Source organism: uncultured Aquimarina sp. (assembly GCF_947495315.1).
GTDB lineage: Bacteria > Bacteroidota > Bacteroidia > Flavobacteriales > Flavobacteriaceae > Aquimarina.
The window spans coordinates 313787-327131 of record NZ_CANLYD010000001.1 but is presented as its reverse complement, the minus strand read 5'-3'; the positions used below and the strand labels follow the sequence as shown (position 1 = coordinate 327131).

Genomic DNA, 13345 nt, shown 5'->3' with positions numbered 1-13345 from the left:
CTTAATTACTATATGAAAAAAGCATTTGCTATTATATTATTCTCTATTGGATTCGTAATGTTTGGTCAGGAAAATAGACTCGAACAAATTGATCATCAAGTGAATTCGATAAATTCGAACGCAGAATTATCATTGAATGAATATGATTGGGTCAAACTGACAGGAATTACAACAGATGGCGGTGGAATTTTAAAAGTATGGATGAATAACAACATCATTCATAAAATCGTTGAATAAATTGGGCTTTCATATGGTAGAAAAACAACAACTATTTATTTAAGTAATGAAATTCCTATAAAGGTTATCGAAACGGAAGAAAATTTTGAACGAACAAATGACGGATATAAACATTCGAAATTAGAGGAAGTGTTCAAAAAAGAGTTTCATGTTTTTGATTGGGAATTGGCAGAAGGAAAGATTAAACAAGCAGGAAAAAGAGTAATGAGTGAGGGTGGTTGTTCACATTTTGAAGATTATGAACCAATTCTAGAACGTGTCAAAAAAGCGATTCTTAAATAATTAATATTTTAAAAAATGACGAAATTTAAAGCAACTGACACCAAAACTGATCAACTAAAATGGATAATCTATATGATCCTCGGATTCGCCATTTTATTTTATATTAACAAGTATTCTAATTGGCATCCCATTTCAAAATTTCTTTTCTCATTTCCATTAATAGTTAATCTGATCTTTGACTTTATATATTTCAGAAAAGAGAACTCTATTATAACTGAATTGAAATTCGACGAAAATTTGATTACTATAATTTATAAAAACCGAGGTAAAAACAAAGTCAATTATTCCAATCTTAAATATTCCATTAGGAAACGAAAATTTGACAAACACAAAACCGAGATTGAATTAAAAAAAAGGAAAGGACTGAGATTTAAAACATTCGGTCGTTTACATATTAAAAACTGGGATGAAATATTTGACATTGAGAAGGAATTGGAAACCCAAAAAGTGACGAGAGTTGAATGGAAACCAAAAACATTATGGGGGAAATACTGGGGAATCTTCATTGAGCTGTTTTTTATTTCTGCTGGAGAAGGTTTGGATGGCGACTTAATTGATTATCAGGAAAAATCCGTTAAGGATGTAACGGAGAACCCTATTGAAAAAAAGAACAATACCAAATATTATAAATAAAATCAGAGCAATTTAGTACATAACAAAAACTTTTTATAGGTTCAGCAAACAATTAAATTGAAATCCATACTACACAAAATTCATAACATGAGAAGAACACTCAATCCATTATATTTTCTTCTATTAATCGTTCCGCTATTATACTCTTTTTCTGGTGTCCAAAAAGGTCTAGAATCTTCTGCTGATATGAATGCTTTAGAAGTTTCTGTAACCTTGCGTATTAATAAAATATACAATATAAACTCTGTAAATGAAACCTATCAGATAGATGGATATTTACTGTATTCCTGGATGGACGAGGATGCTCCTTTTAAGCCTAAAGACTCTATGACACAATCCATCATCTATGAAAATGCAAGAGCAAGGGAGCTTATGCAAAATGAATTATGGGTTCCTGCATTCGAACTTATCAATGTACAAGGCAGTGAAGAAACCCCTAACATAAGCATCGAAATCTATGATAATGGACGTATTGAATACGAGCAGCGGTTTTTTGGCACATTTAGCTCGGATATGGACTATGTTAAGTTTCCGTTTGATTCGCAACAATATTTTGTAAAAATAGAACCTTTCTCTTATAGTAGTCGACATATTGTTTTTACAAATCCAAAATTGTTTCTGGAAGAAAATGCGGATGACTATCTTGGTGAAGATTGGGTATTTATAAGTAGTGATACTAATATCACCACAAAAAAATATAGGTATATGGATCCACATATCAACTCAGAAAAGAATTCTTATTCCAGAATAGTTTTTGAAATAAATGCAAAAAGGTTATCTGGATATTACCAATGGCAAGTGCTGTTTCCGCTTCTTATTATCATTCTGGCGTCGTTTTCAATTTTTTGGATAAAGGAGTTTAGTTCTCAGATAGGTGTTGGTTTTACACTAATGCTAACTGTTGTTGCCTTCAATTTCTATTCTGCATCCATACTTCCTAAGCTACCCTACAATACGTTTATTGAATATGTAATTATTGTAGGATATATTTTTATTTTTCTGGGAATACTAGCCATTATTATAAATCATAGAATAAATAGACTAGAAGAAAATGAAGAGAGAATTTCTTTACTGAAACATTTTAGATATGGATTTCCGTTAGCATATAGTATCATTATGGTATACTTATACATTAGAATAATTATGTAAACCCAATTATAGTCTTGATTTTAAAGGCACTAAGAAGTTTGTGACTAGGCTACAACTCGGAAATCTATAATTAGTATTTACAACAATCCCCTATTACCATATAGAAAGGAAATTTTATATTTAAATCAGGCTGTTATTTAAAAAACCACTTGCCTGTCTGCCATACGACGGGTGGACAGGTCTTCTATATTCTTGCTATGATGAGCTTGCCGAAGCACAATCCATTTCTTCTGGATCAGACCGACGTAAATTTTCTTATGTCGAACTCGCGTTAAACAAGTTTAATTTTCAGGCAATCAAAAATTAAAAAACAAAAATAATTTTGTTTTCTAATTTATTTTTTTACTTTTATTAACATTAATTTAATATTCTATAGTTTGATATCAAATCAAAAAAAATCTACATACTTCTGTAAGTCCTTAACACTATTGGGCTTACAACCTATTTTTGATTGCTAGAATTCTTTTTCACCTTCTTTACACTTGCTCTTTCGAGTTTATTTGATCATTTACGTAGCTTTCATACGTTTAACCACATTTACTGATTCATATTATATCATATCTTAAGATGAAATTATTACATCAGTTTCGAATCAATTTTTACACAAAATCTCTTACATTAAGAGGGCTTCAACCAATTTTTGATTGCTAGACACTTCCTATATCTTTTTTAACCAGTAGCATCTTTCTGTTCGCTATCTGGGTAAGCTTTTCAGCTTAAATTCTTTTTTTATTAACAAAAACATTTAGATATGAAGTTAACTAGTCAGTTAGTTATTTTATTTATGCTTTGTACTTTGAGCTCTACTATTTTTGCTCAAAGAGTTATTACCGGAACGGTTTTAACTGAAGATAAACAACCATTAATCGGAGCTAGTATTATAGTTCCAAACACCAATATTGGTGCAGTTGCAGATTTTGATGGCCTATTTTCATTAGAAATCCCAGAAGGCACCAATAATATTAAGGTTTCTTATATAGGCTACGAAACATTTACTTTAGCCTTAAGTGATCAGACAAACTATACAATCATTTTAAAAACTGGTGAAGCACTAGATGAAATTGTAATTGTAGGATATGGTACACAGGCTAAAAGGAATATTAGTACCAGTATACAAACCATTAAAACAGAGGACATCTCTAAAATACCTTCTTCAAGTTTCGAAAATGCACTTCAGGGACAAACACCTGGAGTAAATATATCCTCCTCCTCTGCCACTCCAGGATCTGCAGTTAATATTAATATTCGTGGTATTTCTTCTATATCAGCAAGTAGTCAGCCTTTATTTATTATTGATGGCGTACCACTTGTTTCTAGGAACAATTCTGCGTTAAACAATAATATTCAACCGGCGAATCCTTTTGCAGATATTAACCCTAATGATATAGAATCTATCACCATTTTAAAAGATGCTGCTTCTGCATCTATTTATGGTTCAAGAGGAGCCAATGGTGTTATTTTGATCACTACGAAACGAGGAGCAACAGGAAAGACAACATTTGACATTGGATACTATGCTGGTTTTTCTGAAATTACCGATACTCCTGATTTAGTGGATAGTGTTAGATTCAAAGAGTTTTTTAATACAGCGGCAGAATTTGATGGGTTAGGATCGGATTTTTTTGGAGGAATCGATACTTCTAATGGTGTAAACACTAATATTTATGATGAAATTCTTAGAACAGGGATTACCCAAAACTTAGATATAAGTGCACGTGGTGGTAACCAAAAAACTAGGTTCTACATTAGTGGTAATTACTATGATCAAGAAGGGATACAGCTAGGACAAGGATTTAAACGTTTAAGTGGTAGACTAAACCTCGACCATAACGCGAGCGATAGAACCAAAATAGGATCCACAATTTTTGTAAGTAGAGGTAATCATCAGCGAACCATTAATGAAAATGACGAGTATGGGGTTATTATTAATGCCCAAGGTTGGGATCCTACGGCTCCGATTCGCGATGCTAATGGAGACTATACCAATCCCTTTGATTTTAATACCTGGTGGCCATTAGAAAATCCTGTATATATAGCAGAAGAATATAAAAATGAATCTGTAAGTACTCGTTTACAATCTTCTATATTTTTTGAACATAAGATTATTAAAGACTTAAAATTTCGGTCTTCCTTTTCTGTAGAGTATTCTAATTTTGTAGAAGAATCTTTTGTTCCTGTTGGGTCTAACAATGCTCCCGAAGGAGAAGCAGCATTTGCTACTTTTGAAGAAACGACCTGGCAACTAGAAAACACCCTGAATTATAATAAACTATTAGGAGAAACCCATAACATTGGTTTAACCGGAGGTTGGACGATGCAGGGAACAGATGCTCAGTTTTCAGAGCAATCAGGTGTAGGATTTGCTACTAATAATACCACCAGTATTTCTGCCGCAGGAACCATCACAGGAAGTTCTACAGGAAAAAATCAGTTTGGCTTACAATCCTTTTTTGGTAGAGCTAATTATGGGTACGACAATAGGTATATTTTATCTTTTACCTTAAGAGCTGATGGATCATCACGCTTTGGAGAAAACAATCAGTACGGTTATTTCCCATCTGGCTCTATAGCATGGAGAATAAATAAAGAAGCCTTTTTTGATGTAGAAACTATATCCAATTTCAAGTTAAGAGCTAGTTATGGAATTACTGGAAATCAAGAAATCTCCTCCAACTGGATTGGGACCTATACATTAAATGCAGATTATGATGGCATTCCAGGAATCTCACCAAATCGATTAGAAAATCCTGATCTTGGTTGGGAACGAACAAAACAAGTAAATCTAGGGCTTGATTTTGGACTTTTAAAAGAGCGCATAAGCCTGACTGCCGATTATTTCGAAAAACAAACAGAAGATTTATTACTAAGCGCGGATGTATCTGGACTGACAGGATTTAGTTCTGTATTTCAGAATATAGGAGAAATCGAAAACAAAGGATTAGAATTTAGTATAAACGCCAATGTAATCGATGGTAAAAATTTTAAATGGACTACAGGAGCTAATATTTCCTTCATTACTAATAAAATCAAAAAATTGTTGAATAATGGAGAGATCATTGGCCGTAATCATATCCTACAAGAAGGAGAATCCGTAAGTACACTATATTTAATAAAATACTTAGGTGTAGACCCTCAAAATGGAGATGCTTTATTTGAAGATATTAATCAAGACGGGAATATAGATTTTGATGATCGCCAGGTAGTAGGTAGCGCATTACCGGATTATTTTGGAGGATGGGTAAACACCGTATCTTATAAAGGAATATCTCTTACCGCTAATTTCCAATTTTCCGGAGGGAATAAGATTTTTAATCAAAGTCGTCATGCGTATGAGAATTTTGGTTTTACCCGAAGTGGAATCCCTTATGGTAACATTAGCGAAAGGGTTTACAACAACTATTGGCGTGAACCAGGTCAGGTTACGGATGTACCAAGGCCCTCTACTGAAACGGGACAATTACAAAGATTTAGCACTCAATTCTTAGAAGATGGCGATTTCATTAGACTAAAAACATTACGTCTGGGATATTCACTGCCTGATGATACAATTAAATCTTTAGGACTTAAAAACCTTTCGTTCTATATTCAAGGACAAAACTTATTTACTATTACTGATTATCTGGGATTCGATCCAGAAGTATCTACCAATACATCTAATCAACAGGATCTAAATATTTCTCAAGGAGAAGATTTTGGAACTTTAGGTCAGGCAAGAACAATTACAATTGGATTGAACACAACATTTTAATACATCTATTATGAAAAAAATAATCAATTATATACCCTTACTATCTCTGATGATAGTACTTTTATTTAGCTGTGAGGAAGTACTTGAAGTAGAACTAGATGATGAAATACGCACAACAGAAGCTATTACGGATATTATATCGTTGCGTTCTGCAGTAACAGGATTATATGACGTACTACAGAGTGGTTCTTATTACGGTGGTGAGTTCATATTGGCACAAGCGTTAACCGGCGGTATTGCAGACGCTACAGGGTTTCAAGAAAGTTACGCACAATTAGACAATGCTATTGTTCCTACTTCAAGCACCTACTTAGAAAGTAATTGGGTAGACGTATATGCCACGGTCAATGCCAGTAATCTAATACTAGATAAAATCGTAGAATTAGACTTAGAGGATCCTGAATCAGAAGGTGCCGCTTTGTTTTTTAGAGCATTAGGAACTTTTGATGCGCTACGGCAGTTTGGTCAATTTACCGATACTAGTTCTGATTTTGGTGTTCCGATATCTACCTATTTTCTGGATTCTGAGACCGCTTTAACTGTTGAACGTTCTTCTGTAGCCGCTTCTTATGATCAAATCATATCAGACTTAAATGATGCTATAGATTTATTAGGTTTTGATGATAATAAACTTTTGGTTTCCAGAGGTACAGCGGAAGCATTATTGGCAAGAGTGTATCTATATCAAGGAGATTATATGATGGCTGAACAACTCGCAACGGATGTAATCAACAATAATGATTATGAATTAAATACAGATTACAATGATATTTATGACGAAGAGCAATCTTTAGAAGCGATTTTCGAATTACAATTTTTAGCAACCGATGGTAATAATTTAACAAGTTTATTATCAGCTTCTCCTCCTGAAGTATCTGCTAATTTTTCAGATTTTTTTGATGTAATGGATGCCGATAATGATCCTAGAAGTTTTAGATACTTTGATGATGGTAGAATTGTATTTGTGGATAAATATGGAACCAGCAATACGGATCTGGAAGGAAATGCAATTCTTTTAAAACTTTCTGAAATGTATTTGATCAGAGCAGAAGCACGTGCAAGATTAACTCCTGAAGATTTAACAAATGCCTTAGAAGATCTGAATGTAGTGCGAACCCGTTCTTTATCTTCGCAACCCATAGAAGCTATAGATGTACCTGATTTTGATAGTTTTGTAGACGTTTTATTAGAAGAACGCTCCAGAGAACTTGCTTTTGAAGGACATCGTTGGTTTGATATCGTGCGATTAGGACAAGCAGAATCCATTCTTGGAATAGCATCTTTTAGAACCGTGTATCCGATTCCACAAAGAGAGATTACTATTTCTAATGGTAGTATTGTTCAGAATCCAGGTTACTAATAATCCCGGCTCATAATTTTTTTAAATGAATACGGCAGCTTTAAAAAACCAAATAAATAAAAACAGAAAAGAGTACTGCAAACTCAGAATATTAAGATTAAAAATAATATATAAATATGTCAAAGAAACCCACATATACTTTGTGCGTTCACGCTGGTGCAGGTGTTATTACTAAAGAAAACCTTTCTGACTCAGAAAAGAAATTAATTACAGAAGATATTCATGCTAGTTTGTCTGCAGGAGAAGAAATATTATCTAGCGGAGGATCTGCTGTAGATGCGGTATGTGCTGCAGTAGTATGTCTGGAAGACAGTAAACATTTTAATGCTGGTCAAGGAGCTGTATACTCTAGAAGTGGTCAGCATCTTTTGGAAGCCTCTATCATGGATGGAGCAACACTAAAAGCGGGTGCCTTAGCCAATACCCGCCGTATTAAGAATCCAATCGAGTTTGCCAAGACATTACTTAAGAGAGATGATATCGTGATGATATCTGGAGAACATGCGGATCAACTGGCAGATGAACTAGGACATGAACTAGTAGATAACAAGTATTTTGATACTGTTTTTAGGGAAAATCAATGGATACTAGCTAAGAAATTATCGGGAACGGCTACTTTTCTGGATCATTCTAATTTAAAGATGGGTACCGTAGGAGCTGTAGCATTGGACGCACAAGGTAATCTTGCTGCCGCTACCTCCACCGGTGGTATGACTAATAAGTTGGATGGGCGGATAGGAGATACAGCAATTATAGGATGTGGCACCTATGCTCATAATAACACTTGTGCGGTTTCTTGTACCGGTATAGGAGAATATTTTATAAGAGCTACCGTTGCATCTCTAGTGTCTAATCTTATGGAATATGATGGCTTATCATTAGAAGAAGCTACTAAAAAAGCAATTCATGACCATCAAGGAAAACTAGGCGGCGAAGGTGGGCTTATTGCCATAGATCATCTTGGAAATATATCCATGCCTTATAATTCTGAAGGAATGTATAGAGGTTCTATTAATGAGAGCACAGATGAACGAAAAGTATTTATTTGGGAAGAAGATGAAAAATTTTGATAGATAAAAACGAGCATAGTTGTTGGCTATGCTCGTTTTCTAAAAATCAAGTCATTAAACTATGAAAACTATGAAAAGTATATATATACTTTTTTTGATAATCCTAACTGCATCTTGTAATACTGAAAGTTCTTCTGTTACAACATCAGCTAATCAAAAAGAAGATCCTGTTATCGCAAAAGGAAAGCTATTTATTATCGGAGGAGGTAAACGCCCTAAAGAATTGGTACAAGAACTTATCCATATAAGTAAGTTAGATAAAGAACACTATGCAGTAATTCTCCCTATGGCAAGTCAAGAACCTGATTCAGCTATATTTTATGCCAGAAAACAATTTACAGATCTAGGTATTAAAGCAACACAGGTTAAAGGTTTTAATTTCAAAAAAGGAGAAGAGCAGTCAACATGGATTGAAATCATAAAAAAAGCAGGCTTGATATATATACCAGGAGGCGATCAAACAAGATTTATGAATAGTATTATAAACACACCTCTGTATACAGCCGTGCACGAAGCATATCAAAATGGTGCAACCATTGCAGGAACTAGCGCGGGCGCAGCCATAATGGGCGATAAAATGATAACAGGCATAGAACATAAACACCCGGAATACACAGGAGATTTTAAAACTATTGAAGCTGATAACATCGAAATAACAAAAGGCATGGGTTTTCTCAAGAACACAATTATAGATCAACATTTTATTAAACGAATGCGAATGAATCGACTAATAAGCACAGCACTAGAAAACCCATACCAAATAGCGATTGGTATCGATGAGTCTACTGCAATTGTGGTAGAAGGTAAACAAGTTCGGGTCGTTGGAGTCTCGCAAGTAATTATATTAAAAAACCCAAACAATACAATAGAAAAACACAATGGTCTCTTAGGAGGTGATCACTTAGAGCTCAGTGTAAAATTACCAGGCTCCACCTTTGGTTTATAAACACGCTAAGTATTAAAAGAATGAAAATATTTAAAAAATTTCCAGATACTATAACGATTATACTTTGCATAAGCCTTCTATTTATAGTACTCACATGGCTTATTCCCGCAGGGGAATTTGACAAGGAAATTATAGATGGCAAAGAGGTAATTATAGCGAATTCATACAAATCAATCGACTCACAACCGCAAGGATTAGGAGCTTTTTTAACTGCACCAATTAAAGGATTTGCCTCGGCATCTTTTGTAATTGCTTTTGTTTTTCTTGTTGGAGGTGCTTTTTCCATCTTGAACCGGACAGGAGCTATCAATGCAGGCTTGTTTAGTATCATAAAAATAAGCCGTAACAACCCCCAATATAAAAACTTTATTGTCCCCGGTATTACCGCTTTGTTTTCACTTGCGGGGGCAACCTTTGGTATGAGCGAAGAAATTTTAGTGTTCATCCTTATTACCATCCCTCTATCAAAAGCACTTGGGTATGATGCCATTGTAGGTGCCGCGATTCCTATAATAGGGACAGGAGTCGGTTTTGCAGGTGCATTTACCAATCCGTTTACGATCGGTATTGCTCAAGGTATTGCTCAGGTTCCTATTTTTAGTGGAATGGAATATCGCTTAGTGGTTTGGTTCATTCTAACAACTATCGCTTGCATAGCAATTTCCAGGTATGCCAAACGTATTGATAAAAATCCTGAAAAGAGTTTATTATACGGAACTGCGGCACATCAAATCCAAAAAGAAAACAATCACGAAATACCAGATTTAACAGCTCGAAGAAGAATAATATTATTGACACTATTAGGAGCTATTATTATATTAATCTATGGTGTTAATAAATACAGTTGGTATATTAATGAAATTGCAGGTTTGTTTATTGCATTAGGTATTATTGCGGCCATTATTTACAGGATGAAAGTCTCTACAACAATTAGCGCATTTGTAGAAGGTGCCAAAGAAATGATGACAGCAGCTTTGGTTATTGGTTTGGCAAAAGGATTATTGGTCATCGCTCAGGACGGCAAGATCATAGATACCTTGCTAAATTCTGTAGCTGTTCTTGCAGAAGGAACGCCTAAGTTTGTTTCTGCAGAGTTGATGTTGTTATTCCAAAGTAGTCTTAATTTCTTTATCCCATCGGGATCAGGTCAGGCCGCATTGACCATGCCCATCATTGCTCCACTAAGTGATCTTTTAGGGATTAGTCGTCAGGTATCCGTACTCACTTTTCAGATAGGAGACGGTCTGACTAACATGATTGTACCCACGAGCGGAGTGACTATGGGTGCATTATCTATTGCAAAAATTCCATTTAATGTGTGGCTAAAATGGGCGTTCCCCATTGTGTTGATTTTATGTTTAACAGGCATGATACTGATATTACCGCCGTTGTTTTTGTTTGAGTGGTAATGTGATAGCTGTCATCAATTTATAAAAAAGAAATAGTATTTATTAATAACTAGAAAAAAAATCAAATGAAAAAATTAATCATATTACTATCTGTTGCTTTGTACGCTTGTTCCTCTAGTGATGAAAATCCAAATCCCATACAGGTTGATGAGGATAATAATCCTCCGGTAAGCCAGTCATTTACTTCTTTTTTAACAGGAAAATCAACAGACCTTGTTACCAGCCCCGATGGTGGAGTTTGTCTTATGGGTGGATCAACAGAGAATGATCAAGCTATGAAATGGTTTCTGGAGAGAGCAAATGGTGGTGATGTTCTTGTATTAAGAGCAACCGGTGGAGACGGCTATAATTCATACTTTTTCTCAGAACTTGGGGTTACCCTGAATTCTGTAGAGACGATTGTCGTTAAAAATGCAGAAGCGAGTACCGAAGATTATATACACCAAAAGATAAAAAATGCAGAAGCTATCTGGTTTGCTGGAGGAGATCAATGGGATTATATTTCTTATTGGAGAAACACCCCTATAGCAACGCTTATCAATGATGCTATTAGCAATAGAAATATTGTTATTGGAGGTACCAGTGCTGGGATGGCGATTCAAGGAGGATACTACTTTTCTGCGAAAAATGGTACCGTTACCTCATCAACGGCACTAAACAATCCATATGATACGGATGTAACTGTAGAATCGGATGATTTCATAAAAAATGAATTCCTGTCCAATGTAATCACGGATACCCATTATGATAATCCAGACAGAAAAGGGCGACAAGTCACTTTTATGGCAAGAGTTTTAAAAGATTCTGGTGTACAGATAAAAGGAATCGCTTGTGACGAAAACACAGCCATATGTATTGACGATAATGGAATTGCAAGCGTGTATGGACAATATCCTGATTATGATGATAACGCATACTTTATTCAGGTAAATCCAGAATTAATCACAGTGGAACCAGAGAATTGTGCTCCAAATACTCCTCTTACCTGGAATCTTGATGGCAACGCTATTAGCGTGTACCATATAAAAGGTACTGAAGATGGTAATGCTACTTTTGATTTAAATGATTGGACAACAGGTACTGGCGGCACTTGGGAGAATTGGTATGTAGATAACGGTGCTTTAATCGATTAAATACAATTACAGATAATACGATAACTATATGATTTTAAACATTATTTAATATATGTAGCGGCCAACAGCAGATTGAACAAAGAAAGATAAAGAAGTGACCAGAATCTGTATACATGAGTAAATGAATGTTATTTATTAGAACAAACTTGATTTATTAATAATTTAACACAATTCAAAATGAAAAAACTATCAAAGATTTCTTTACTCTTCTTTATTGTATACTGTCTAGCAATCTCTTCCTGCGAAAAAGAAGATATAACAAATAATCCTGACAATTCGAGTATAACTAAGGATCCATTGCAAGTAAAACTCTCTTCTGCTTCCATTGGAATCGTTGGGGATCCTACCGATGTAACACCACAAACCTCCGCTGGCACCTTATTAATGGGAGGAAGCACGGATGTGGATGAAGCAATGGTATGGATGATCAATAAATCAGGAGGTGGTGATATTGTAGTGTTGCGTGCTAGCGGTACAGACGCTTATAATCAATACCTTTTTGATCTAGGCACAGTAAATTCAGTAGAAACCCTGCTGATTAACTCCAGAACCAAGGCAAACAATACGGATGTAGAAACAACCATCCGTAATGCCGAAGCGGTTTTTATTGCTGGAGGAGATCAATATGACTATGTAAGTTATTGGAAAGACACTAAAGTAGAAAGTGCTTTAAACTATCTAAGAAATACTAAAAAAGTTCTTATTGGAGGTACTAGCGCAGGATGCGCAATTCAAGGCGGGATTTACTTTGACGCATCTAATGGGACCATAACTTCTCGAGAAGCATTACGAAATCCTTATGACTCTTATCTGACATTACAAAAACATAATTTTATCGATAATCCGTTCTTAAGAGATGTAATCACTGATACCCATTATGATAATCCTGATAGAAGAGGACGTCATGTCACCTTTTTAGCTCGTATCAATAAAGATTGGGGAATTCGCGGAAAAGGAATTGGTATTGATGAGAGGACTGCTGTCTGTATTGACGAAAACGGAAAAGCCAGAGTTTTTGGGGTAGGATATGCCTTTTTTCTTAACCAATATGGTTCGGCTCCTGAAAGATGCGTATCGAGACAATCTTTAGATTGGTATAGAAATCGAAGAGCCGTAGAAGTTTACAAAGTATCTGGAAACGCTTCCGGAAGCAATTATTTTTGGTTAGATACTTGGGATAATGGTTCTGGAGGAGATTGGCAATTCTTCTATGTAGATCGAGGAAGATTAAAAATTTCTTACTAACTCTTTTAATTTTTAGTCAAACCTAGCATACATTTAGTATTTATTGACACAAAAAAGTTTGGAATGCGTGGACTAATGAACAATAATTTTAGCGTTGATAATGGATTAGAAAACATATGTCTGATTGTTGATT

At 34.9% G+C, this 13345-nt stretch carries 11 protein-coding genes; all 11 read left to right on the top strand.

Features of this window, described 5'->3' with window-relative positions; genetic code table 11:
- Positions 1-12: 12 nt before the first annotated feature.
- The 11 genes from Q0910_RS01475 to Q0910_RS01425 all read left to right on the top strand — a co-directional run bounded on the left by Q0910_RS01475 (position 13) and on the right by Q0910_RS01425 (position 13212).
- Positions 13-237, top strand: a complete 225-nt coding sequence (locus Q0910_RS01475) for a hypothetical protein (protein WP_299211588.1) — start codon at positions 13-15, stop codon at positions 235-237.
- 129 nt (positions 238-366) lie between these two features.
- Positions 367-519 carry a hypothetical protein gene (locus Q0910_RS01470; RefSeq protein WP_299211585.1) on the top strand — a complete coding sequence of 51 codons (153 nt, stop codon included), beginning with the start codon at positions 367-369 and terminating at the stop codon, positions 517-519.
- A gap of 15 nt (positions 520-534) precedes the next feature.
- Positions 535-1152, top strand: coding sequence for a hypothetical protein (locus Q0910_RS01465; RefSeq protein WP_299211582.1), 618 nt, complete (start codon positions 535-537; stop codon positions 1150-1152).
- 87 nt (positions 1153-1239) lie between these two features.
- A complete protein-coding gene (locus tag Q0910_RS01460; RefSeq protein WP_299211579.1) occupies positions 1240-2301 on the top strand; it encodes a hypothetical protein in 1062 nt (353 codons plus the stop codon).
- 751 nt (positions 2302-3052) lie between these two features.
- Complete coding sequence (locus tag Q0910_RS01455; protein ID WP_299211576.1) at positions 3053-6049, top strand: TonB-dependent receptor; 2997 nt, start codon at positions 3053-3055, stop codon at positions 6047-6049.
- A 10-nt stretch (positions 6050-6059) separates the two neighbouring features.
- Positions 6060-7409 (top strand): RagB/SusD family nutrient uptake outer membrane protein, encoded by a 1350-nt coding sequence (locus Q0910_RS01450; protein ID WP_299211573.1) that lies wholly within the window; start codon positions 6060-6062, stop codon positions 7407-7409.
- 116 nt (positions 7410-7525) lie between these two features.
- Entirely contained in the window at positions 7526-8479 is a 954-nt protein-coding gene (locus tag Q0910_RS01445; RefSeq protein ID WP_299211570.1) for an isoaspartyl peptidase/L-asparaginase family protein, read from the top strand.
- A gap of 70 nt (positions 8480-8549) precedes the next feature.
- The gene (locus tag Q0910_RS01440) at positions 8550-9425 is read left to right on the top strand and encodes a cyanophycinase (protein ID WP_299211568.1); all 876 of its coding nucleotides are present in this window, start codon (positions 8550-8552) and stop codon (positions 9423-9425) included.
- A gap of 20 nt (positions 9426-9445) precedes the next feature.
- Entirely contained in the window at positions 9446-10834 is a 1389-nt protein-coding gene (locus tag Q0910_RS01435) for a Na+/H+ antiporter NhaC family protein (RefSeq protein WP_299211565.1), read from the top strand.
- Positions 10835-10899: 65 nt separating this feature from the next.
- On the top strand, positions 10900-11967 hold the full coding sequence (locus tag Q0910_RS01430) for a cyanophycinase (RefSeq protein WP_299211562.1): 1068 nt from the start codon (positions 10900-10902) through the stop codon (positions 11965-11967).
- A 177-nt stretch (positions 11968-12144) separates the two neighbouring features.
- Positions 12145-13212 (top strand): cyanophycinase, encoded by a 1068-nt coding sequence (locus Q0910_RS01425; protein WP_299211559.1) that lies wholly within the window; start codon positions 12145-12147, stop codon positions 13210-13212.
- Positions 13213-13345: the final 133 nt, after the last annotated feature.